The organism is Aminobacter sp. HY435 (genome assembly GCF_027568395.1).
In the GTDB taxonomy this organism is placed as follows: domain Bacteria; phylum Pseudomonadota; class Alphaproteobacteria; order Rhizobiales; family Rhizobiaceae; genus Aminobacter.
Genome location: NZ_JANKZL010000002.1, coordinates 1 through 24708 on the forward strand (window position 1 = coordinate 1; position 24708 = coordinate 24708).

The window sequence follows — 24708 nt, forward strand, 5'->3', positions numbered from 1 at the left end:
GATTATTCTTTGATCGAAGCGACGATGCCGGCGCCGACGGTGCGGCCGCCTTCACGGATAGCGAAGCGCAGCTTCTCTTCCATGGCGATCGGCACGATCAGCTCGACGTCGACGGTGATGTTGTCGCCGGGCATGACCATCTCGGTGCCTTCCGGCAGCGTGACGATGCCGGTCACGTCAGTCGTACGGAAGTAGAACTGCGGACGGTAGTTGGTGAAGAACGGCGTGTGACGGCCACCTTCTTCCTTGGTCAGGATGTAGGCTTCGGCAACGAACTTCTTGTGCGGCTTGACGGTGCCCGGCTTGGCCAGAACCTGGCCGCGCTCGACGTCTTCACGGCCAACGCCACGGATCAGCGCGCCGATGTTGTCGCCGGCCTGGCCCTGGTCGAGCAGCTTGCGGAACATTTCAACGCCGGTGCAGGTCGTCTTCGAGGTCGGGCGGATGCCGACGATCTCGAGTTCTTCGCCGACCTTGACCACGCCGCGCTCGACGCGGCCGGTGACGACCGTGCCGCGGCCCGAGATCGAGAACACGTCCTCGATCGGCATCAGGAACGGCTTGTCGATCGGACGCTCAGGCGTCGGGATGTAGGAATCGACGGCTTCCATCAGCGCGCGGATCGCGTCTTCGCCGATCTTCTTATCCGAATCATTGAGCGCAGCGACAGCCGAACCCTTGATCATCGGGATGTCGTCGCCGGGGAACTCGTACTTCGACAGAAGTTCGCGAACCTCAAGCTCAACCAGCTCGAGCAGCTCTTCGTCGTCGACCAGGTCGACCTTGTTGAGGAACACCACCAGGGCCGGAACGCCGACCTGACGGGCGAGCAGGATGTGCTCGCGGGTCTGCGGCATCGGGCCGTCGGCAGCCGAAACCACCAGGATCGCGCCGTCCATCTGGGCAGCGCCGGTGATCATGTTCTTCACATAGTCGGCGTGGCCGGGGCAGTCGACGTGAGCGTAGTGGCGCGCAGGCGTCTCGTATTCGACGTGCGCCGTCGAAATCGTGATGCCGCGGGCCTTTTCTTCCGGCGCTGCGTCGATCTGGTCGTAGGCCTTGAACTCGCCGAAATACTTCGTGATCGCCGCCGTCAGCGACGTCTTGCCGTGGTCGACGTGACCAATCGTGCCAATGTTCACATGAGGCTTATTACGCTCGAATTTACCTTTTGCCATGTGACGTCTCCATTCCTGCTAGCCCAATAAGGGCGTTGAATTAATAAAACGCTGCAATTCCTTGGAATTACGCGTATTTCTTCTGAACTTCCTGGGCCACGGCGGTCGGGACCGGCTCGTAGTGGTCGAACTGCATCGTGTACTGGGCGCGGCCCTGCGACATCGAGCGCAGGCTGTCCACGTACTTGAACATGTTGGCCAGCGGAACCATCGCGTTGACGACGACGGCGATACCGCGGCTTTCCTGGCCCTGGATCTGGCCACGACGGCTGTTCAGATCGCCGATGACGTTGCCGACGTAGTCTTCCGGCGTAACGACCTCGACCTTCATGATCGGCTCGAGCAGCTGGACACCCAGCTTCGGAGCTGCTTCGCGAAGGCAGGCGCGGCCGGCGATTTCGAAGGCCAGAACCGACGAGTCGACGTCGTGGTATGCACCGTCGATCAGGGTCGCCTTGACACCGATCATCGGGAAGCCGGCGAACGGACCCGAAGAAAGAACGCTGCGCAGCCCCTTGTCGACGCCCGGGATGTATTCCTTCGGAACAGCACCACCGACGATCTTCGACTCGAACACGAAATCTTCGCCCTCGGGGTTCGGCTCGAACACGATCTTGACGCGAGCGAACTGGCCCGTACCACCCGACTGCTTCTTGTGGGTGTAGTCCTGCTCGTGGGTGCGGGTGATCGTCTCGCGATACGCAACCTGCGGCGCGCCGACGTTGGCCTCAACCTTGAACTCGCGACGCATGCGGTCGACGATGATGTCGAGATGCAGCTCGCCCATGCCGGCGATGATCGTCTGACCCGATTCTTCGTCCGACTTGACGCGGAAGGAAGGATCTTCGGCAGCCAGGCGGTTGAGCGCGAGGCCCATCTTTTCCTGGTCGCCCTTGGTCTTCGGTTCGATCGCGATCTGGATCACCGGCTCGGGGAACTCCATGCGCTCGAGGATGACCGGGTGCAGCGGATCGCAGAGCGTGTCGCCGGTGGTCGTTTCCTTGAGGCCAGCCAGAGCGACGATGTCGCCAGCATATGCCTCTTCGATGTCGGCACGGGAATTCGAGTGCATCTGCAGCATGCGGCCGAGACGCTCTTTCTTGCCCTTGACGGTGTTTTCGAGCGAAGCGCCCTTGACCACCTTGCCCGAATAGATGCGGCAGAAGGTGAGCGAGCCGACGAACGGATCGTTCATGATCTTGAACGCAAGCATCGACAGCGGCTCGTTGTCGTCAGCGTGACGCTCGATCTCGGCTTCGGTCTTGGCGTCGATGCCCTTGATGGCCGGAACGTCGATCGGCGACGGCAGGAATTCAACGACGCCGTCGAGCAGCGGCTGAACGCCCTTGTTCTTGAAGGCCGAGCCGCAGAACATCGGGAAGAACTTGACGGCGATGGTGCCCTTGCGGATCAGCGCGCGCAGTTCGTCGTTCGACGGCATCTTGCCTTCGAGGTAGTTCTCGAGGGCCTGCTCGTCCATTTCGACGGCGGACTCGATCATCTTGTCGCGGAATTCGGCGGCCTTTTCCTTCAGGTCATCCGGGATCTCGACGACGTCCCAGGCAGCACCCAGGCTTTCGTCGCGCCAGACCAGCGCGTTCATTTCGATCAGGTCGACAACGCCCTTGAACTCGGACTCGGCGCCGATCGGCAGCTGGACGGCAACGGCGGTGGCACCGAGGCGCGACTTGATCATCTCATACGAGCGATAGAAGTCAGCGCCGATCTTGTCCATCTTGTTGCAGAAGATCATGCGCGGGACGTGGTACTTGTCCGCCTGGCGCCACACGGTCTCGGTCTGCGGCTCAACACCGGCGTTGGCGTCGAGCAGCGCGATGGCGCCGTCGAGAACGCGCAGCGAACGCTCGACTTCGATGGTGAAGTCGACGTGGCCGGGGGTGTCGATGATGTTGAAGCGGCGCTGCTTGCCGTCACGGCCCTTCCAGAAGGTCGTGGTGGCAGCGGAGGTGATCGTGATGCCACGCTCCTGCTCCTGCTCCATCCAGTCCATGGTGGCCGCGCCATCGTGGACTTCGCCGATCTTATGCGACTTGCCCGTGTAGTACAGGATGCGCTCGGTCGTCGTCGTCTTGCCGGCGTCGATATGCGCCATGATACCGAAATTGCGGTAGTCTTCGATTTTGTATTCGCGGGCCATGGAAGGTGCCTCTCAGTCGTTCGTTCGCGCTGTTACCAGCGGTAATGCGCGAAGGCGCGGTTGGCTTCCGCCATCTTGTGGGTGTCTTCACGTTTCTTCACGGCGGTGCCGCGGTTGTTGGCCGCGTCCATCAGCTCACCGGAGAGGCGATCGACCATGGTGGTCTCATTGCGGTTGCGGGCTGCAGTGATCAGCCAGCGAATGGCCAGAGCCTGACGGCGCTCGGGGCGCACATCGACCGGAACCTGGTAGGTCGCACCGCCGACGCGACGCGAACGGACTTCCACGTGCGGCGCGACATTGTCGAGCGCCTGATGGAAGACAGAGACCGGCTCCTGCTTGGTCTTAGCCTGGACCTGGTCGAGAGCACCGTAGACGATCGTTTCAGCGATCGACTTCTTTCCGTCATACATGACGGCATTCATGAACTTGGTGACGACCAGATCGCCAAACTTGGGATCCGGGTTGATTTCGCGCTTGTCTGCACTGTGACGACGGGACATGGTTCTTGTCTCTCAAACTTTGACCGGCACTCTATTACGCGGAGAACCTCGCGCAGTGCCTAAATTGCAGAACCCGAATTACTTCGGACGCTTCGCACCGTACTTCGAACGGCGCTGCTTGCGGTTCTTCACACCCTGCGTGTCGAGCACGCCGCGGATGATGTGATAGCGCACGCCCGGAAGATCCTTCACGCGACCGCCGCGGATCATAACCACGGAGTGCTCCTGAAGGTTGTGACCTTCGCCGGGGATGTAGCCAATCACTTCGAAGCCATTGGTCAGGCGAATCTTCGCGACCTTACGCAGAGCCGAGTTCGGCTTCTTCGGCGTCGTCGTGTAGACGCGCGTGCAAACGCCCCGCTTCTGCGGGTTGGCCTGCATGGCCGGAACCTTGTTGCGCTTCACCGGCGCAATGCGCGGCTTGCGGATCAGCTGGTTGACGGTAGGCATTAAACCCTCTTGTCTCTCAAATTCCGTGTCTCAAGCCCGTTCGGGGCGGCTTAAAGCGCGATTTCCATACGCAAATTCGGGCCACGAACCGCGTAAGCGGTCTTGCCCGAACAAACCGCAGAGGAAGCGTTTCCGCTTCATGCACGACAGAAATGTCATTTCGCTCGTAAAACGAACCCTGTTTGAGGTGAACTCCAGAGCGTGTCGCTCTGAAAAAGCCAACCTCACATCGGCTCAGACGAGGCGGTATCTACTCGCAAGCCCTGGAACCGTCAAGCCCGTCCGTCCAAAAACCTTAACGAAACAGGGGCTCTGCCCGCCTGGACGGGCGCAGCGCAATTTTATTGCGCTGCAACAGAGGTTAACGGGGGATTTATAACAGTGTTTACGCTGTCGTGGCCCCCTCCTTCGTGCGAAAGTCGGGGAAACAGGCACGAATCTCCGTGTCTTGCGAATCTAGCGCAAGGAATCACTGATGAACGACAATGACGAACGCCCGGTGACAATCATCACGGGGCGAGTCTGGAGACGCAAGGGCGGTGTTTCCGAGGGCGTCCACATCATGCTTGTAGCCCCCGACGACGACTCGGCGGTCCGCCAGGCGCTCGAGGCCCTGGCCAAGGAAGGTTACGCCGAAGCCGAGCTCGACCAGATCGGCGACCTGCAGGGCGAGCCGGACGAGGAACCGCATGTCTCCGCCTATCAAGGCGCGCTCGAAGGTGAAGTCTCGATCGTTACCTTCGACGAACCCAAATAGTCCAGGCGCTGCCTAGCGCACCGGCCCGAAATTCGGACCCGATTTTCGGAAAGCACGATGCGCCAACTCAATAAGTTAGAGCGTCCTTTGTGCGTCCATTCGGACGCACGGCGCTCTAGTTGACCGGCCCCATCCCGCCGATGTCGGCCATGGTGGGTTCGGCCGGCTTCTGGCCGGTGGCCCGGTTGACCAGCACGGTCACGAACCACAACACCACGCCAATCGCGATCAAGATGCCGGCGATCTTGTATTGGACAAGGTCGCGGCCCGTCCACGGTCCGGCGAAGAACGCGCAGGCCAGTCCTCCCACGATCGGCAGCACCGTCGGCGTGCGAAAGTGATCGTGCCCTACCCTGTCCTTGCGCAGCGCCAGCACGGCGATGTTGACGACGGTAAAGACGCACAGCAGCAGCAGCGCCGTCGTGCCGCCGAGCGCCGGCACTTCACCGACAAAGGTGATCAGGGCAAAGGCCAGCAAGGTGGTGAAGCCGATTGCGACATAGGGCGTGCGACGGGTCGCATGGACCTTGCCGAGGACGTTCGGCAACACATGCTCGCGGCTCATGCCATAGACCAGCCGGCTGGCCATCAGCATGTTGATGAGCGCGCTGTTGGCGACCGCAAACATGGTGATGAAACCGAATATCCAGACGGGAAAGTTCGGCGCGCCAGCCTGGACCACCTTGAGCAGCGGCGTCTCGCCCTCGCCCAGTTGATCCGGCGGCACCAGCGTGATCGCCGAGATCGACACCAGTACGTAGATAATGCCGGTTATCAGCAACCCCGCCAGCAACACCTTGGGAAAGATGCGCGTCGGGTCCTTGCACTCCTCGGCCATGTTGACCGAGTCCTCGAAGCCGACCATGGCGAAGAAGGCGAGCGTCGTCGCCGCGATCACCGACCAGAAGGCGGTGCGGTCGGGCGACGAATGGAACTGGGTGATGCGGGATACATCGCCCTCGCCCGCGCCGATCGCCCACAACCCGATGACGATGATGATCATCAGGCCGGTAAACTCGACGCATGTCAGCACGACATTGGCTTTCAGGCTCTCGCCGACACCGCGGAAGTTAACGGCCGCCACCAACGCCATGAAAGCAAGGCCGATCAGAGTGATGCCATAGGTTCCGGAAAGCCCGAGGTCGAAGGCGCTGGAAAGGTTGGCGGCAAAAGCACGAGATGCGGTCGACGCCGAGGTAATACCCGAGCACATGACCGCAAAGGCCACGATGAATGTGACGAAGTGGATGCCGAACGCCTTGTGGGCATAAAGCGCGGCTCCCGCCGCCTTCGGGTATTTGGTGACCAGCTCGAGATAGCTGAAGGCCGTGATGACCGCGACGATGAAGGCGACAAGAAACGGCAGCCAGACCACGCCGCCGACCTGCCTGGCGACCTGGCCGGTCAGGGCGTAGATGCCCGTTCCGAGGATATCGCCGACGATGAAGAGCAACAGCAGCCACGGGCCCATGACACGATGGAGGCTGGGCTCGACCGATACCGCCTGTCCTTTCACATCGGAGGGGACGTCGGTCATCGGGCACTCCTCTCAGGGCTGATGAGCTTCAAGGAGAAGGCTATTTTCGTACGTTCACGATGTCAAACGTCCCGATACATTAGCTAGCCTTATGTTGCGGAAGGCGGAACAACCCGCCAATCGGCTCAAGACCGGCGGGATTGAAAAGAAGCCGCCGGATCACTCCGGCGGCATTCTGTAAAGGATCGACACGTTTGCAGCCAACAGGGCCACGGCCAGATCAATTCGTGGCAGGGTCCAGCTTCAGCACAACGAACTGCGTGAACTGCTCCGGGCTGAAGTTGTTGTCGGAGGCAATGACCAACGTGCGCTGGCCGTCTACTTCGGGTCCCCATGTCATCGACTCGATGTTGTCGATGTCGAGACCGAAGTCGCCCTCGCCGATCTTAAGTACCTTGCGCTTGGACATCGCCTTTGCCGCAATGTCCTTGAGCGAGGCAGTTCCCTTGACGTCTGTCGCACCGGCGAAGCTCGCCAGGTAGAAATTGATCTCGCTGCCGATACCAAGCGCGAAGGAACGTTCGATCGTCAGAAGCTCGTCAGGTCCCAAAAACAGGAATTCGGAGAGGCCGTTGTCGTTGTAATACGGGTCCTTGGTCGCCTTGGTGAAGATCGGACCGTTGTCATAGACGTATTCCGCCGAGACAGTGCCGCTGGCGATATCGAAGCCGACGATGCGCGATGGGCTGCCAGCCTCCAACGTCGCCTTTTCGCCGTCTTGCGTCAGCGCGTTTTCGGTCCCCGCCCAAAGGGTCTTGCCGTCAGGTGAAATGGCGAGGCTTTCAAACGAAAGGTTGCCGCGCACGCCGCGCGTCTTGTCGGCATTGGGAAGATAGGCTTCGGGAATGGCGAAGCTCCTGATGTGGCTGCCATCGGGCTTGGCTTCGTAAATCGCCGGCCGGCTATCTGCATCGCCCTCACTCGACCAGAAGACCCGGCTTGCCGAAGCATCGAAGCGGATCGCCTCAGGGTCGACGTCCTTCTTGGCAAAGGCAGCCCCTTCAGCGTTACGCAACTCAGAACTCGACACGATATCGATGCCGTGGACGCCTTTGCCGTCGATCGCAAGCTTGAGCGTGTAAAGCCGCGCTGGCGCTCGCTCCGAGCGGTCGTCCGAAATGGCGTAGAACAGCCCGCTCGCCGCATCGTGGTCGAGGCCGGAAATGCCGCCGAACTCAGTTCCCGCAATTTTCAGTCCGGTCGGCAGAACGACCTGGCCGAACAACGTTGCCTTGAACGGCGCGGCATCCTGCGCATGCGCGCAGATCACTGACGATGCCAGCACGGCAGCGATTGGGGAGAGAACAAACTTCATGATGCGGTCACCTGTGATGCACGTTGGACCCCAATTGCTACCGGCCGCATGTGACGGCGCCATGAAACTTAGGTGGCACCCAAATGAAAAAAGGGGGCCGAAGCCCCCTTTCCCAGTTCTTTCCGACGACGCCCTTACTGAGCGGCGTTGACCATGTCGGTCAGGATCGGCTCTGCCACTTCCGCGCCCGAGAGCTTGCGGCGCTCGTCGAGGATCAGTTCGTCGCGCGAGGTGGCGATGCGCCGGATCTGGCTCATCATGCCGCCCGTGCCGGCCGGGATCAGGCGACCGACGATGACGTTTTCCTTCAGGCCCTGCAGCATGTCGGTCTTGCCGGCAACTGCTGCTTCGGTGAGCACGCGGGTCGTCTCCTGGAAGGAGGCGGCCGAGATGAAGGAAGGCGTCTGCAGCGATGCCTTGGTGATGCCGAGCAGAACCGGCTGACCTTCGGCAGGCTTCTTGCCTTCCTCGATCAGACGATCGTTGATCTCGTCGAACTCGATGACGTCGACGTGGTCGCCCGGGATGTAGACCGAGTCACCCTGAGCGGTGATTTCGATCTTCTGCAGCATCTGGCGAACGATGACCTCGATGTGCTTGTCGTTGATCGACACGCCCTGCAGTCGGTAGACTTCCTGGATTTCGTTGACGAGGTAGGAAGCAAGCGCTTCCACGCCCTTGATCGCCAGGATGTCGTGCGGCGCAGGATTGCCGTCGAGGATGTAGTCGCCCTTCTCGATCGCGTCGCCGTCCTGGAGGTGGAACGGCTTGCCCTTCGGGATCAGGTATTCGACCGGCTCAAGCGTCGAGTCATGCGGCTCGATGATGATGCGACGCTTGTTCTTGTAGTCGCGACCGAAGCGAACCGTACCGTCGATCTCGGCGATGATGGCGTGATCCTTCGGGCGGCGGGCTTCGAAGAGCTCGGCAACACGCGGCAGACCGCCGGTGATGTCCTTGGTCTTCGCGCTTTCCATCGGGATACGCGCCAGCACGTCGCCAGGACGGACCGTGGCACCCGGTTCCACCGACAAGATCGCCTCGACCGAGAGCAGGAAGCGTGCGTCGCCGCCCTTGGCGAGCTTGCCAACCTTGCCCTTGGCATCGTGGACCGCCAGCGCCGGCTTGAGATCGTTGCCGCGCGGCGTCGAACGCCAGTCGATGACCTCACGCTTGGTGATACCGGTCGACTCGTCGGCAGTTTCCTGAACGGATATGCCATCGACCAGATCTTCGAAGACCACGCGGCCTTCGATTTCGGTGAGGATCGGACGGGTGTACGGGTCCCACTCGGCGATACGCTGGCCGCGCTTCACCTTGTCGCCATCGTCCACGAAGATACGCGAACCATAGGTGACGCGGTGCGTGGCCCGTTCCTTGCCGGCTTCATCGAGGATCAGGATCGCCATGTTGCGGCCCATGACCACGAGGTTGCCGTCGGAGTTGCGAACCACGTTGCGGTTGCGGATCTCGACCTTGCCCTCATAGGAGGCTTCGAGGAACGAGCTGTCGACCACCTGCGCGGTACCACCCATGTGGAACGTACGCATGGTAAGCTGCGTGCCCGGCTCGCCGATCGACTGCGCGGCGATGACGCCGACAGCCTCGCCCTGGTTGACGGGAGTACCGCGCGCCAGGTCGCGACCGTAGCAGACCGCGCAGACGCCGACCTTGACTTCGCAGGTCAGCGCTGAACGGATGCGGACCGACTGAACGCCAGCCTTCTCGATCACCTCGATGTCGCGCTCGTCCATCAGCGTGCCGCCCTTGACCAGCAGGTCGCCGGTGACCGGGTGGTTGATGTCGTCGAGCGCGGTACGGCCGAGGATACGCTGGCCGAGCGAGGCAACCACCTGGCCGGCATCGACGATCGGCTGCATGGTGAGGCCCTTGTCGGTGCCGCAATCAACCGAGTTGACGATGCAATCCTGCGCCACGTCGACGAGACGACGGGTCAGGTAGCCGGAGTTTGCCGTCTTCAGAGCCGTATCCGCGAGACCCTTGCGGGCGCCGTGGGTCGAGTTGAAGTACTCAAGAACGGTCAGACCTTCCTTGAAGTTCGAGATGATCGGCGTCTCGATGATTTCGCCCGACGGCTTGGCCATCAGGCCGCGCATGCCGGCGAGCTGACGCATCTGGGTGGGCGAACCTCGCGCACCGGAGTGCGACATCATGTAGATCGAATTCATCGGCTTCTGACGGCCGTTGTCTTCGAACTCCACCGCCTTGATGCGGGCCATCATTTCGTCGGCGACCTTTTCCGAGCACTTGGCCCAGGCGTCGACGACCTTGTTGTACTTCTCGCCCTGGGTGATCAGGCCGTCATTGTACTGCTGCTCGTATTCCTTGGCGAGCGCTTCGGTCTGCTCGACCAGGCCGTGCTTGGTGTCCGGGATCAGCATGTCGTCCTTGCCGAACGAAATGCCGGCGCGGCAGGCGTGAGCGAAGCCGAGAGCCATGATGCGATCGCAGAAGATGACCGTCTCTTTCTGACCGCAGTGGCGGTAGACGGTGTCGATCATCTTGGAGATGTTCTTCTTGGTCATCTCCTGGTTTGCGGTCTCGAACGGCACATTGACGTTCTTCGGCAGCAGTTCGCCGAGGATCATGCGGCCAGGCGTCGTGTCGTAGATCTTCGACACTTCGTTGCCTTCGGCGTCGACCGTCTTGAAGCGGCCCTTGATCTTGGCGTGCAGCGTGACGGCCTTGGTCTCAAGCGCATGCTGGAGTTCGCCCATGTCGGCAAACACCATGCCCTCGCCCGGCTCGTTCTGGTTGACGATCGAGAGATAGTAGAGACCGAGAACCATGTCCTGCGACGGCACGATGATCGGCGCGCCGGAAGCCGGGTGCAGGATGTTGTTGGTCGACATCATCAGCACGCGCGCTTCGAGCTGAGCCTCGAGCGACAGCGGAACGTGGACAGCCATCTGGTCGCCGTCGAAGTCGGCGTTGAAGGCCGTGCAGACGAGCGGGTGCAGCTGGATTGCCTTGCCTTCGATCAGGGTGGGTTCGAAGGCCTGGATGCCCAGGCGGTGCAGCGTCGGTGCGCGGTTGAGCAGAACCGGATGCTCGCGGATGACCTCGTCGAGGATATCCCAGACTTCCGGCTTTTCCTTCTCGACCAGCTTCTTGGCCTGCTTGACGGTCGAGGAATACCCCTTGGCGTCGAGGCGGGCGTAGATGAACGGCTTGAACAGCTCAAGCGCCATCTTCTTGGGCAGACCGCACTGGTGCAGCTTCAGCTCCGGACCGGTCACGATGACCGAACGGCCGGAGTAGTCGACGCGCTTGCCGAGCAGGTTCTGACGGAACCGACCCTGCTTGCCCTTGAGCATATCGGACAGCGACTTCAGCGGACGCTTGTTGGCGCCGGTGATGACGCGGCCACGGCGGCCGTTGTCGAACAGAGCGTCGACGGCCTCCTGCAGCATGCGCTTTTCGTTGCGGATGATGATGCCGGGCGCGCGGAGTTCGATCAGGCGCTTCAAGCGGTTGTTGCGGTTGATGACGCGACGGTAGAGATCGTTCAGGTCGGAGGTCGCGAAGCGGCCGCCGTCGAGCGGGACGAGCGGACGCAGGTCGGGCGGGATCACCGGCACGACCTTCATGATCATCCACTCGGGACGGTTGCCCGATTCCATGAAGTTCTCAACCACCTTGAGGCGCTTGAGATACTTCTTCTGCTTGAGCTCGGACGTCGTGGTGGCCAGTTCCGAACGCAGGTCGCCCGCGATCTTCTCCAGGTCCATGCTGGCGAGCAGATCGTGGATCGCCTCCGCACCGATCATGGCGGTGAAGCTGTCTTCGCCATACTCGTCGACGGCGAGCATGTACTCTTCCTCGCTCAGGAGCTGGTGCTCCTTGAGCGCGGTCAGGCCCGGCTCGGTGACGATGTAGTTCTCGAAGTACAGGACGCGCTCGATATCCTTGAGCGTCATGTCGAGCAGCGTGCCGATGCGGCTCGGCAGCGACTTCAGGAACCAGATGTGGGCGACGGGCGCTGCCAGCTCGATGTGGCCCATGCGCTCGCGGCGAACGCGCGACAGCGTGACTTCAACGCCGCACTTTTCGCAGATGACGCCCTTGTACTTCATGCGCTTGTACTTGCCGCACAAGCATTCGTAGTCCTTGATCGGGCCGAAGATGCGGGCGCAGAACAGCCCGTCGCGCTCCGGCTTGAAGGTACGATAGTTGATCGTCTCCGGCTTTTTGATTTCGCCGAACGACCAGGACAGAATCTTCTCAGGGCTGGCGAGCGAAATCCGGATGGAATCGAACACCTGCGCAGGCGCCTGGGGGTTGAAGAGATTCATGACCTCTTGGTTCATGCCGTTCTCCTTTTCGGGGCCCTCGAAAGCCCCTTTGCATCTTGTGCGGGCCAGAGCGCCCGCCAGCTGTGCCGGCCAGTAACCGGCGGAATTTCATCGCTTGGCTTGATCAGCACCAAAACGCACCGGGGTGCGCATCGGGATCAGGCCTTGTGGCGCGCCGCAGGTTCGATCCCGCGGCGCGCCATCGGTACTTACTCGGCCGCGTCGGGCAGCCGCTGCTGGTGCTCGTCGACCTTGGTGTTTTCCAATTCGACGTTGAGGCCCAGAGAGCGCATTTCCTTGACGAGAACGTTGAAGCTCTCGGGGATGCCCGCTTCGAACGTGTCGTCGCCGCGCACGATGGCCTCGTAGACCTTGGTACGGCCAGCCACGTCGTCCGACTTCACGGTCAGCATTTCCTGCAGCGTGTAGGCGGCACCATAGGCTTCGAGTGCCCAGACCTCCATTTCGCCGAAGCGCTGACCGCCGAACTGCGCCTTACCGCCCAACGGCTGCTGGGTGACAAGCGAGTACGGGCCGATCGAACGGGCGTGGATCTTATCGTCGACCAGGTGGTGAAGCTTGAGCATATAGATATAGCCCATGGTCACCTTGCGATCGAACGGCTCACCCGTACGTCCGTCATAGAGCTGCGACTGGCCGGATGTGTGCAGGCCAGCCTGCGACAGCATCTCGTTGATGTCGGCCTCATGCGCACCGTCGAACACCGGGGTCGCAATCGAGACGCCGCGGCGCATCTGTTCGCCGAGGCGAACAACGCTTTCGTCGTCATAGTTGCGGACCGGCTCGTTGCGGTCGTTCGCCGGAATGATGCTCTCGATGGTCTCACGCAGCGGCTTGATATCGCCCGCTGCCTTGTAGGCATCGATCATCTCGCCGATCTTCCGGCCCATGCCGGCGCAAGCCCAGCCGAGATGGGTTTCGAGAATCTGTCCGACGTTCATGCGCGAAGGCACGCCCAGCGGGTTCAGCACGATGTCAGCATGCGTACCGTCTTCGAGGAACGGCATGTCCTCGACCGGAACGATGCGCGACACGACACCCTTGTTGCCGTGACGGCCGGCCATCTTGTCGCCGGGCTGCATCTTGCGCTTCACCGCGACGAAGACCTTGACCATCTTCATCACGCCGGGGGGCATCTCGTCGCCGCGCTGTACCTTTTCGACCTTGTCCATGAAGCGCTGCTCGAGCTGCTTCTTGGAATCGTCGTACTGGCCGCGCAGAGCTTCGAGTTCGCCCTGCATCTTCTCGTCTTCGACAGCGAACTGCCACCACTGCGAACGCGGATAGTCGTCCAGCGTCTCCTTGGCGATGTTCGAGCCCTTCTTGAAGCCCTTAGGCCCGGCAATCGCGTCCTTGCCGATGAGCATGTCGCTCAGGCGGCTGTAGACGTTGCGGTCGAGGATCGCCTGCTCGTCGTCGCGGTCCTTGGCGAGACGCTCGATTTCCTCGCGCTCGATCGCCATGGCGCGTTCGTCCTTCTCCACGCCGTGGCGGTTGAAGACGCGAACTTCGACGATGGTGCCGTAGGTTCCGGGCGGCATGCGCATGGAGGTGTCACGGACGTCCGACGCCTTTTCACCGAAGATCGCGCGCAGAAGCTTCTCTTCCGGCGTCATCGGGCTTTCGCCCTTCGGCGTGATCTTGCCGACCAGGATGTCTCCCGGCTGAACTTCGGCGCCGATGTAGACGATGCCTGCTTCGTCGAGGTTCTTCAGCGCTTCTTCCGAAACGTTCGGAATGTCGCGGGTGATTTCCTCCGGCCCGAGCTTGGTGTCGCGGGCCATGACCTCGAACTCCTCGATGTGGATCGAGGTGAAGACGTCGTCGGCCACGATACGCTCGGAGAGCAGGATCGAGTCCTCGTAGTTGTAGCCGTTCCACGGCATGAACGCGACGAGCACGTTGCGGCCGAGCGCCAGATCACCGAGTTCCGTGGACGGACCGTCGGCAATGATGTCGCCCTTGTTGACCCGGTCGCCCATACGCACCAGCGGACGCTGGTTGATGCAGGTGTTCTGGTTCGAACGCTGGAACTTCATCAGGCGGTAGATGTCGACGCCGGACTTGCCCGGATCGAGATCTTCGGTCGCACGGATAACGATACGGGTCGCGTCGACCTGGTCCACGATACCGCCGCGGCGAGCGCCGATGGCAGCGCCCGAGTCACGAGCAACGATCGGCTCCATGCCGGTACCGACGAACGGAGCCTCGGCGCGCACCAGAGGCACGGCCTGACGCTGCATGTTCGAGCCCATCAGAGCGCGGTTGGCGTCGTCGTTTTCAAGGAACGGGATCAGCGCTGCGGCGACCGACACCATCTGCTTGGGCGAAACGTCCATAAGGTCGACGTTTTCGCGCGGCGCCATCATCACTTCGCCAGCGTTACGGCAAATGACGAATTCGTCGACGAAATGGCCGTTGGCGTCGAGCTCGGCGTTGGCCTGAGCAACGAAGTGCTTGGCCTCTTCCATAGCCGACAGATAGACCACTTCGTTGGTCAGCTTGCCGTCAACGATCTTGCGGTACGGGCTCTCGATGAAGCCGTACTTGTTGACGCGGGCAAACGTCGCCAGCGAATTGATCAGGCCGATGTTCGGGCCTTCCGGCGTTTCAATCGGGCAGATACGGCCGTAATGGGTCGGATGCACGTCGCGGACTTCGAAGCCGGCGCGCTCGCGGGTCAGACCACCGGGTCCAAGCGCCGAAAGACGACGCTTGTGGGTGATTTCCGACAGCGGGTTGGTCTGGTCCATGAACTGCGACAGCTGCGAGGAACCGAAGAACTCGCGAACGGCGGCAGCCGCCGGCTTGGCGTTGATCAGATCCTGCGGCATGACCGTGTCGATCTCGATCGAGGACATACGTTCCTTGATCGCGCGCTCCATGCGGAGCAGACCGACGCGGTACTGGTTCTCCATCAATTCGCCGACCGAACGGACACGGCGGTTGCCGAGGTTGTCGATGTCGTCGATTTCGCCCTTGCCGTCACGCAGTTCGACCAGCGTGCGGACCACGGCAAGGATGTCTTCCTTGCGCAGCACGCGAACCGTATCGGCAGCGTCGAGCTCGAGACGCATGTTCATCTTGACGCGGCCGACGGCCGAAAGGTCGTAGCGCTCCGCGTCGAAGAACAGCGAATTGAACATCGCATCGGCGGTGTCGATGGTGGGCGGCTCACCCGGGCGCATGACGCGGTAGATGTCGAACAGGGCGTCCTGACGGCTCTCGTTCTTGTCCACGGCCAGCGTGTTGCGGATGTAGCCACCGACGTTGATGTGGTCGATGTCGAGGATGTTGATTTCTTCCTCGCCAGCCGCCAGCAGCGTCTTGAGCGTCTTTTCGTCGATCTCGTCGCCGGCTTCGAGATAAATCTCGCCGGTAGCGTAGTTGACGACGTCTTCGGCGAGATAGGAACCGTAGAGATCGTCCTCGGTCGCCTTGATCGCCTTGAGGCCCTTTTCGGCCAACTGCTTGGCCTGGCGCGCGGTGATCTTCTTGCCAGCTTCGACAACGATCTCGCCGGTGTCGGCGTCAACCAGGTCGCCGACAGCCTTCAGGCCGCGGAAACGGTCGACCGAGAACGGAATGCGCCAGTGATCGCCCGACTTCTTGTAGGTGATCTTGTTGTAGAACGTCGACAGGATCTCTTCGCCGTCCATGCCCAGCGCCATCAGCAGCGACGTCACCGGAATCTTGCGGCGACGGTCGATACGGGCGTGGACGATGTCCTTGGAGTCGAACTCGATGTCGAGCCAGGAACCGCGATAGGGAATGACGCGGGCAGCAAACAGCAGCTTGCCCGACGAGTGCGACTTGCCCTTGTCGTGATCGAAAAAGACGCCCGGCGACCGGTGCATCTGCGAAACGATGACGCGCTCGGTGCCGTTGACGATGAAGGTGCCGTTGGACGTCATGAGCGGCATGTCGCCCATGTAGACGTCCTGCTCCTTGATGTCCTTGATCGACTTCGCGCCGGTATCCTCGTCGATATCGAACACGATGAGGCGCAGCGTCACCTTGAGCGGCGCGGCAAAAGTCAGGTCGCGCTGACGGCACTCGTCAACGTCGAACTTCGGTGCTTCGAACTCGTACTTGACGAACTCCAGCATCGACGCGCCAGAGAAGTCCGAGATCGGGAAGACCGACTTGAAAACGGCCTGCAGTCCTTCGTCCGGACGACCGCCCTTCGGCTCGTCGACCATCAGAAACTGGTCATAGGATGCCTTTTGAACCTCGATGAGGTTCGGCATCTCCGCAACTTCGGGGATCTTTCCGAAGAACTTGCGTACGCGTCTGCGGCCATTGAAAGTCTGGGTCTGGGCCATCGTCGCTCCTTGCTGCCTTCTTGGGATGAGCTTCGCTACTGCTCACCTTGCATACGAGCCGCCTCGGCGGCCTATCCAAAACGGGCGAAAACCCGTTTCCTGAAAGCCGCCTGGCGGCACTCAGGAAATAGGTTCCCTCTATCCCCCGATCACGGGAGCCGGTGGGCGACGCTAGCGCCGCCCACCGAAACCGTGAGCTTACTTAAGCTCGACCTTAGCGCCAGCTGCTTCCAGCTGAGCCTTGAGCTTCTCGGCGTCAGCCTTCGAGACGCCTTCCTTGATCGGCTTCGGAGCGCCTTCGACGAGGTCCTTGGCTTCCTTGAGGCCCAGGCCGGTGATGGCGCGGACTTCCTTGATGACTTCGATCTTCTTGTCGCCGGCCGAAGCCAGGATGACGTCGAATTCGGTCTTCTCTTCAGCCGGAGCAGCGGCAGCGCCAGCAGCAGCAGCAACTGCAACCGGAGCAGCAGCCGAAACGCCCCACTTCTCTTCGAGGAGCTTCGACAGCTCAGCCGCCTCGAGGACGGTCAGGGCCGACAGGTCGTCAACGATCTTTGCGAGATCAGCCATTTTTCTATTCCTTCAATCAGTTCGAACGTGTGTTGATGATAGCGAGGAACGGCCTCATGCCGCCTCGTCCTTCCGGGCATAAGCGCCAATGACGCGCGCGACCGAAGCCGCCGGCGCATTGACGATCTGGGCGATCCGGGTAGCCGGGGTGGCGATCATGCCAACCAGCTTTGCACGCAGCTCGTCGAGCGACGGGAGCGAGGCGAGAGCCTTCACACCGTCGGCGTTGAGCAAGGTCGTGCCCATCGAACCACCAAGGATGACAAGCTTGTCATTGGTCTTGGCGAATTCGGACGCGACCTTCGGCGCTGCAATCGGATCTTCCGAATAAGCAACCAGCGTCTGTCCCTTGAACAGATCGATGATGTTTTCGGATTCCGTGCCCTGAAGAGCGATTTTGGCGAGACGGTTCTTCGCGACTTTGACGGTGCCGCCGGCCTGACGCATCTTCACACGAAGATCGTTCATCTGCGCGACGGTGATACCGGCATAGTGGGCCACTACGACTGAACCTGCGTTCGAGAACGCGTCATTCAGGCCGGTGACGAGTTCGCGTTTTTCCGCTCTGTCCACTGCCTATCTCCAGTTGACCGCCTCCCATTTGCGGGGTGAGCGGTCGGGTTGCCTTTTGCCGGGCGGCCAATCCAGAAGTTCCAGATCACCCGAACGGCGCTCGAGGATCCTGCCCCCTTTCGCCACACCTGACGGACTTGCGATCCGGCGCGGTGCGCAGACAAAAGGCAAACACGGTTCGAACCTTTCATTGGAGCCCAGGCTCCTTTGTCTGGTCTTCACCCGTCTCATGCAGGCCCATAAGAATTAAGGACCAAGGGTCGCTTGGACCGCCTGCAATCTCGGACAGGATTTCGGAAGCTGCTTCCAACTTCCGAGTTCCGGGCCCGGAGGCCCGGAATTCTTCCCGGATCAGGCCGTTGCCGGCCGATCCGAATTCAACTTACGACGCAGCGACCGTCGACAGATCGAGCTTGAGGCCCGGGCCCATCGTCGAGGAAACCGAGACCTTGCGGACATAGACGCCCTTGGCGCCAGCCGGCTTGGCCTTGTTCACCGCATCGGTGAAGGCGCGGACGTTCTCTTCCAGCGCCTTGACGTCGAAGGAGACCTTGCCGACGCCGGCATGGATGATGCCGGCCTTCTCGACGCGGAACTCAACGGCGCCGCCCTTGGAAGCCTTGACGGCTCCGGCGATGTCGGTGGTGACGGTGCCGACCTTCGGGTTCGGCATCATGCCGCGCGGACCGAGAACCTTACCGAGACGGCCGACCAGCGGCATCATGTCGGGAGTCGCGATGCAGCGGTCAAAGTCGATCTGGCCCTTCTGGACGATGTCGACGAGGTCTTCCGCACCAACGATGTCGGCGCCGGCCGCGCGGGCTTCGTCAGCCTTCGCATCCTTGGCGAACACGGCGACGCGGACGGTACGGCCCGTGCCGTTCGGCAGGTTGACCACACCGCGGACCATCTGGTCTGCGTGACGCGGGTCGACGCCGAGGTTCATGGCGACTTCGATGGTCTCGTCGAACTTGACCGACGAACGGGACTTCAGCAGCTCGAGAGCTTCCGACAGACCGTAGGCCTTGTTCGCATCGATGCCCTCGCGGGACTTGGCAACACGCTTTGCAATCTTAGCCATGATCTCAGCCCACCACTTCCAGACCCATCGAACGGGCGGAGCCCTCAACCATCTTGATGGCTGCCTCGACGTCGTTGGCGTTCAGGTCCTTCATCTTGGCCTGGGCAATTTCACGCACCTTGGCGGCGCTGATTTCACCGGCCTTGACCTTGCCCGGCTCCTTCGAGCCCGACTTCAGGTTGGCAGCCTTCTTCAGGAAGTAGGACACCGGCGGCGTCTTCATGACGAAGGTGAACGACTTGTCCTGATAGTAGGTGATCACGACCGGGATCGGCGACCCCTTCTCGAGTTCCTGGGTCTGCGCGTTGAACGCCTTGCAGAATTCCATGATGTTGATGCCACGCTGACCAAGCGCAGGACCGATCGGGGGCGACGGCGTCGCCGAACCCGCGGAAACCTGGAGCTTGAGCTGGCCCGCTACTTTCTTAGCCATCTCTTACCTGCCTTTGTTGTGCCGATATATTCCGGCGGTTGCAGTTCGGTGGTGCGATATCGGCGACCGGCTAAGCCGCTTCCTCTCCCACCATGCTTGCGCCAGGCATGCGCCCGGCGCCGCCATCGCCCGAAACAGGGCGACGGACCCTTCGATCAGCCCTTTTCGACCTGACCGAATTCCAGATCGACAGGCACAGCGCGCCCGAAGATCGAAACTTCCACCTTGAGACGCGCCCGCTCCTCGTCGACTTCCTGGACGAAACCATTGAAGGACGCAAAGGGACCGTCGGAGACGCGAACCGCCTCGCCGATCTCGAAGGTAACCGACGGCTTTGGCCGCTCAACGCCCTCCTGAACCTGATTCAGGATGCGCTGCGCCTCGGATTCGGTAATCGGCACCGGCTTCGAATCACCAAGGAAACCAGTGACTTTCGGGGTGTTCTTGACCAGCGAGAACACGGCGTCGGTGAGATTAGCCTTCATCAGCACGTAGCCCGGGAAGAACTTGCGCTCGGCATCGACCTTGCGGCCGCGACGAATCTCAACAACCTTCTCGGTCGGAACCACGATCTGCTCGATCTGGTCGCTCAGGCCCTTCTGCTTGGCCTTGTGCTCGATATCCTCGGCAACCTTCTTTTCGAAGTTCGAATAGGCGTGGACGATGTACCAGCGCGAAGTCATCTCAGGTCGTCTCCGTAGTCGCAGCCTTAACGGCCCATGCCCAGGATCTGCTCGACGGCGAATGCCATGAGCTGGTCGGCGGCGAAGAAGAAGATCATCGCAACAACAGCAAAAGCGAGAACCATGACGGTGGAAATCATCGTCTCGCGCCGCGACGGCCACGTAACCTTCGCCGTTTCCGACCTTACCTGCTGCAGAAAGGTGAAGGGGTTCGTGGTTTTCGCCATGTGCCGCTCTGCTTTCAACGTCCGTTGACCGGACTTCTGGATGATCCCGTGACCGGGAGATGCCGCTGCATGATCTCAAATCCGCGCCGAATCAGCGCAACATTTCGCCCATGCAATTCGGACGCGTAAAGCCGGCTACCCAGCTCCACGCGCCGCGTGTCTGTTTCGCTTACATAAAACCGATTCTCTTTCCACGCAAGTGGCTGAAACCCGCTTCATGCTTAAACGCCGTATCGGAACCATCCAGTCGTTCCGTTCCGGCTATAGAAGTCTGTATGCCTGAATTAGCGCCTTCTGGCAAGACTGGCACGGGCAGCAGGGCTCGAACCTACGACCTGCGGTTTTGGAGACCGCCGCTCTACCAACTGAGCTATGCCCGTACACGTGTGCCGCGTCACGTCCGCAGCACCGGCTTCCTAAGGGCTTCGGCGCCGTCTGTAAAGAGCGGATTGCGCGATGTTGTGAACAATCGAACGAACGGTGCCGCAAGCCGCGAACGCATTGTGTATCGGCGCTTGAGTGCGCACCGACGGCTCGTTAGCCGGGTGCCGTCATCCTGTGCCTTCAAGGCGCGCCCTTCAATAATTCACGCCGCGCGGCATTCTTCACTGCCATCCATATGGCGACCGCGCAGACGCCGATCTCCAGGGCAAAGGACCAATGCAGCACAAAGCTCAGCACCCAATGCGAATGGGCCGGCGGGATGGGAACGAGTTCGACCGCCCTGCCATCGAAAGGCATCAGCCAGAACATAGGCGCGGTGACCGAATCGAGGACCATGTGCGAGAACACAGCGAGGAAGAAGACCGCGCTCGCTGCGCTCCAGCGCCTCGCCGTCGCCGCGACAAGCGGCATTGCGACGATCGCCACAACGGCCCAGAACAGCGGCCAATGCGTCGGATAGGTGCTGTGATGGACGGCGCCATTGTCGGCCAGCCAGAACCAGGCAATGTCAAAATCGGGGGCAACGCTGCCCGCAAGGGCAGCGAACATCACGCCGGGCGCCACGGGAACGGCTTTTCGGGCCACGGAGCCGATGATGTAGCCGGCAGGCAGGTGAGCGATCAGCATGGTCCCCTCCTCCACGCAACCTACTCTTCTCTGCGAGACTGGCAGAAGGAAGGCGAGAGTTGGGCCTTTCGCGACCAGACAGCAAAGGGACTCGACTCAAGGATGCCGCCTAGCGCGGCGCCGTCAGGCTACATCGAGCCGTCACTGCGCCCACTCGCCACCTGCAACCCGGCAGTTCCTGGGGACCCAATCAAACTTGCAGATATCGCCATCAACTACGAACGCCACGGAACCACCCTGGCTGAGCAGCCTGGACTGGATCAGGAGCACTTGGCCCTTGGCATCCAGCAGGGCATTCGGTCGTGCCTGCGCAAACTCCATATCCACAGCAACCTGGCGCGCATAGTCGGGCAGAGCCTCGCCCGTTGGCAAGGCATCCCAGCCAAACAAGGCGCCGCCGCCCGCAAGCCTGAGGCGCCCCGCCGCGAGAACCAACACACAGTTGCCTGCACATTCAGCGCCGGCCGAAACGGCATTGCCAAGGTAGGGCATGCCACCCGCCCTTTTGTCCGGGCAGGCTTCACGAGGTTTGCAGCCAACGAAGATTGTACTCCCTATGGCGACATCCAATCCGTTTTCGCGGACGATCCGTCCCATCTTCATCGCTGCCGGGAGGTCGCCGCCAGTCGTCGACAAGACCAGTGGCAGCTTGCGATCGCCTAGTGCATCCACAATCGAAGCCAGGCGCTCCGCAGCTTTGGCGTCGATCACCCCTTCCGCCGATATCCATTCAGGGCATTTGGGCTCGCAACCTGCCTCCGTGGATCTCACTACGGCAAGCCACATGGCTTCACCGACAGGCACCAACGGCTTCGGATACGGCGAACGCGGCATTTTCGCCCCCGGCGCCAGAATGCAGTTCTGCGCCGGCGCCGCTGTCTTGCAGTTCTCGATGCTCACCAGCACGTCCGCGGCGTCCAGACTGGTGATCAGGTTCATATTGAGCATCTCGACCGGCGCCAATTGGCGCATGCTAGTCGCCGGCGTGCTCTGGCTGGCTTCGTACATCGCCTCCTTGACGCCCATGTCCTTGTAGTAGGCCAGCATCTTGGCCTTGAAGGCTTTGCCCATCTTGGTGGTGGTGTAGCTGCCAACGGTCTTGCGGCCGACGACCTTGCGCCCAACGGTCTTCTTCTTGCCTTTCACGACACGATAGGTCTCGCGGTAGGTAATCTTTTGCTGCGTGACATAGGACGTCACCTGATGCACGCCCATGTAGGCCCATTGCCCGACATGCCGGCGAACGCCGCCGGCGAACATCATCGAACAGGCGGAGGCGCAACTGGCGCCGGCCGAATACAACGCCCCTTGGTAGACACCCTTCCTGGCCGGATCGAGCTTGCATCCCTTCTGCTCGGGCGCGCACTCGACGAACCGAGTCAGCCCGACGCCGATGTCCAGCTTGCGGGCGCGCAAGATGCGTCCCAACTCCAGAGCGGACTCGACCCGACCACCGGGCGACGTCACGATGACAGGCAAGCGCTTGTTGCCCAGCTTCTTGAGGAATTTCTTGAACGCCGCAGGCGTGGCCAGGGTGATCGCGCCTTCAGCGGATATCCACTCCGGGCAAAACGGCTCGCATCCCGGCGAGGCGCTGCGCACGACGACGAAGCGCATCGGCGGCCCATCATTCTCGGGCGGCTTGCTCTTGGCCGCTTCCGACGCAACGGGCAACGACAGGACGGCCACGGCGACAATGGCAAATGCGAGGACGACTCCCCGCCACACCGCGCAGACGCCCTCACCCATGGCAGATCCCCCAACCGCCCGCTTTGGCCAGATAGTAATGCGGGATCGGCGGCACGCAATGCGCAAGCACAAACAAAAAGGGCGGCCCGAGGGCCGCCCTTGATGCATTCGACGATGGGACGTCGATTATTCTTTGATCGAAGCGACGATGCCGGCGCCGACGGTGCGGCCGCCTTCACGGATAGCGAAGCGCAGCTTCTCTTCCATGGCGATCGGCACGATCAGCTCGACGTCGACGGTGATGTTGTCGCCGGGCATGACCATCTCGGTGCCTTCCGGCAGCGTGACGATGCCGGTCACGTCAGTCGTACGGAAGTAGAACTGCGGACGGTAGTTGGTGAAGAACGGCGTGTGACGGCCACCTTCTTCCTTGGTCAGGATGTAGGCTTCGGCAACGAACTTCTTGTGCGGCTTGACGGTGCCCGGCTTGGCCAGAACCTGGCCGCGCTCGACGTCTTCACGGCCAACGCCACGGATCAGCGCGCCGATGTTGTCGCCGGCCTGGCCCTGGTCGAGCAGCTTGCGGAACATTTCAACGCCGGTGCAGGTCGTCTTCGAGGTCGGGCGGATGCCGACGATCTCGAGTTCTTCGCCGACCTTGACCACGCCGCGCTCGACGCGGCCGGTGACGACCGTGCCGCGGCCCGAGATCGAGAACACGTCCTCGATCGGCATCAGGAACGGCTTGTCGATCGGACGCTCAGGCGTCGGGATGTAGGAATCGACGGCTTCCATCAGCGCGCGGATCGCGTCTTCGCCGATCTTCTTATCCGAATCATTGAGCGCAGCGACAGCCGAACCCTTGATCATCGGGATGTCGTCGCCGGGGAACTCGTACTTCGACAGAAGTTCGCGAACCTCAAGCTCAACCAGCTCGAGCAGCTCTTCGTCGTCGACCAGGTCGACCTTGTTGAGGAACACCACCAGGGCCGGAACGCCGACCTGACGGGCGAGCAGGATGTGCTCGCGGGTCTGCGGCATCGGGCCGTCGGCAGCCGAAACCACCAGGATCGCGCCGTCCATCTGGGCAGCGCCGGTGATCATGTTCTTCACATAGTCGGCGTGGCCGGGGCAGTCGACGTGAGCGTAGTGGCGCGCAGGCGTCTCGTATTCGACGTGCGCCGTCGAAATCGTGATGCCGCGGGCCTTCTCTTCCGGCGCTGCGTCGATCTGGTCGTAGGCCTTGAACTCGCCGAAATACTTCGTGATCGCCGCCGTCAGCGACGTCTTGCCGTGGTCGACGTGACCAATCGTGCCGATGTTCACGTGGGGCTTGTTACGCTCGAATTTACCTTTTGCCATTGTCTCTTTCCTTGAGCATCGGGACCTTGGTTCCGGTCGGATGCGGGGCGATTACCGATAAAGGGCGAAAAAGACAAGCATCTTTTGGCCAAACGCTGAGCTTGGACCAAAAGCAGCGATTCTCTTTCAGTACAGGACGCACATATGGGGGCAACCAGATGCAAATAAAAGGCTTCCCGCGGCGGGCGGGAGCCCTGGAGCGGGTAGCGGGAATCGAACCCGCGTATTCAGCTTGGAAGGCTGCTGCTCTACCATTGAGCTATACCCGCGTCTTCTATCATGGCTTCCCGGCCGGCAGTGGTGGAGGAGGTTGGATTCGAACCAACGTAAGCTGAGCTAACGGATTTACAGTCCGTCCCCTTTAACCACTCGGGCACTCCTCCAACTGCTATGCCGGAGCCATGCAACGAGGCATTTCTTGCGATCCCGGTGCGTGGCGAAGCGCCCTGCCCCGAAATC

Annotated in this window: 18 protein-coding genes and 3 tRNA genes; 1 reads left to right on the top strand and 20 read right to left on the bottom strand. The window is 61.3% G+C overall.

The window, feature by feature from the left end:
• Positions 1-2: 2 nt before the first annotated feature.
• The 4 genes from tuf (PCJ21_RS02550) to rpsL form a co-directional block, all read right to left on the bottom strand.
• Positions 3-1178 (bottom strand): elongation factor Tu, encoded by a 1176-nt coding sequence (tuf, locus tag PCJ21_RS02550; protein WP_269929822.1) that lies wholly within the window; start codon positions 1176-1178, stop codon positions 3-5.
• Between the two features lie 67 nt (positions 1179-1245).
• Positions 1246-3336, bottom strand: a complete 2091-nt coding sequence (gene fusA, locus PCJ21_RS02555; RefSeq protein WP_269929823.1) for an elongation factor G — start codon at positions 3334-3336, stop codon at positions 1246-1248.
• Positions 3337-3368: 32 nt separating this feature from the next.
• A complete protein-coding gene (rpsG, locus tag PCJ21_RS02560) occupies positions 3369-3839 on the bottom strand; it encodes a 30S ribosomal protein S7 (protein ID WP_269929824.1) in 471 nt (156 codons plus the stop codon).
• Between the two features lie 78 nt (positions 3840-3917).
• Positions 3918-4289, bottom strand: a complete 372-nt coding sequence (gene rpsL, locus PCJ21_RS02565; RefSeq protein ID WP_008837709.1) for a 30S ribosomal protein S12 — start codon at positions 4287-4289, stop codon at positions 3918-3920.
• A gap of 475 nt (positions 4290-4764) precedes the next feature.
• Between rpsL and PCJ21_RS02570 the strand changes: the two genes are divergently transcribed.
• Positions 4765-5046 (top strand): transcriptional regulator, encoded by a 282-nt coding sequence (locus tag PCJ21_RS02570; RefSeq protein ID WP_269929825.1) that lies wholly within the window; start codon positions 4765-4767, stop codon positions 5044-5046.
• 115 nt (positions 5047-5161) lie between these two features.
• Here PCJ21_RS02570 and PCJ21_RS02575 read toward each other — a convergent pair whose 3' ends face one another.
• From PCJ21_RS02575 to PCJ21_RS02650, 16 genes are all read right to left on the bottom strand, one after another.
• Positions 5162-6583 (bottom strand): APC family permease, encoded by a 1422-nt coding sequence (locus PCJ21_RS02575; RefSeq protein ID WP_269929826.1) that lies wholly within the window; start codon positions 6581-6583, stop codon positions 5162-5164.
• Between the two features lie 220 nt (positions 6584-6803).
• A complete protein-coding gene (locus PCJ21_RS02580) occupies positions 6804-7898 on the bottom strand; it encodes an esterase-like activity of phytase family protein (protein WP_269929827.1) in 1095 nt (364 codons plus the stop codon).
• 134 nt (positions 7899-8032) lie between these two features.
• Entirely contained in the window at positions 8033-12229 is a 4197-nt protein-coding gene (rpoC, locus tag PCJ21_RS02585; protein ID WP_269929828.1) for a DNA-directed RNA polymerase subunit beta', read from the bottom strand.
• 194 nt (positions 12230-12423) lie between these two features.
• Positions 12424-16560 carry a DNA-directed RNA polymerase subunit beta gene (rpoB, locus tag PCJ21_RS02590; RefSeq protein WP_269929829.1) on the bottom strand — a complete coding sequence of 1379 codons (4137 nt, stop codon included), beginning with the start codon at positions 16558-16560 and terminating at the stop codon, positions 12424-12426.
• Between the two features lie 198 nt (positions 16561-16758).
• The gene (rplL, locus tag PCJ21_RS02595) at positions 16759-17130 is read right to left on the bottom strand and encodes a 50S ribosomal protein L7/L12 (RefSeq protein ID WP_269929830.1); all 372 of its coding nucleotides are present in this window, start codon (positions 17128-17130) and stop codon (positions 16759-16761) included.
• Positions 17131-17184: 54 nt separating this feature from the next.
• Positions 17185-17703: a 50S ribosomal protein L10 gene (rplJ, locus tag PCJ21_RS02600; protein WP_067961867.1), complete on the bottom strand. Its 519-nt coding sequence runs from the start codon at positions 17701-17703 to the stop codon at positions 17185-17187.
• 382 nt (positions 17704-18085) lie between these two features.
• On the bottom strand, positions 18086-18784 hold the full coding sequence (gene rplA, locus PCJ21_RS02605; protein WP_269929831.1) for a 50S ribosomal protein L1: 699 nt from the start codon (positions 18782-18784) through the stop codon (positions 18086-18088).
• Between the two features lie 4 nt (positions 18785-18788).
• On the bottom strand, positions 18789-19217 hold the full coding sequence (rplK, locus tag PCJ21_RS02610) for a 50S ribosomal protein L11 (protein ID WP_269929832.1): 429 nt from the start codon (positions 19215-19217) through the stop codon (positions 18789-18791).
• Between the two features lie 155 nt (positions 19218-19372).
• Positions 19373-19900: a transcription termination/antitermination protein NusG gene (gene nusG / locus PCJ21_RS02615; protein ID WP_269929833.1), complete on the bottom strand. Its 528-nt coding sequence runs from the start codon at positions 19898-19900 to the stop codon at positions 19373-19375.
• Between the two features lie 26 nt (positions 19901-19926).
• On the bottom strand, positions 19927-20127 hold the full coding sequence (gene secE, locus PCJ21_RS02620; protein ID WP_269929834.1) for a preprotein translocase subunit SecE: 201 nt from the start codon (positions 20125-20127) through the stop codon (positions 19927-19929).
• A 304-nt stretch (positions 20128-20431) separates the two neighbouring features.
• Positions 20432-20507 (bottom strand) — tRNA-Trp (locus PCJ21_RS02625).
• A gap of 184 nt (positions 20508-20691) precedes the next feature.
• Entirely contained in the window at positions 20692-21198 is a 507-nt protein-coding gene (locus tag PCJ21_RS02630; RefSeq protein ID WP_269929835.1) for a metal-dependent hydrolase, read from the bottom strand.
• A 141-nt stretch (positions 21199-21339) separates the two neighbouring features.
• A complete protein-coding gene (locus tag PCJ21_RS02635; RefSeq protein WP_269929836.1) occupies positions 21340-22947 on the bottom strand; it encodes a hypothetical protein in 1608 nt (535 codons plus the stop codon).
• Between the two features lie 126 nt (positions 22948-23073).
• Positions 23074-24249, bottom strand: a complete 1176-nt coding sequence (gene tuf / locus PCJ21_RS02640; RefSeq protein WP_269929822.1) for an elongation factor Tu — start codon at positions 24247-24249, stop codon at positions 23074-23076.
• A 195-nt stretch (positions 24250-24444) separates the two neighbouring features.
• Positions 24445-24518 (bottom strand) — tRNA-Gly (locus PCJ21_RS02645).
• A gap of 29 nt (positions 24519-24547) precedes the next feature.
• Positions 24548-24632: transfer RNA gene (locus PCJ21_RS02650), tRNA-Tyr, on the bottom strand.
• Positions 24633-24708 lie beyond the last annotated feature (76 nt).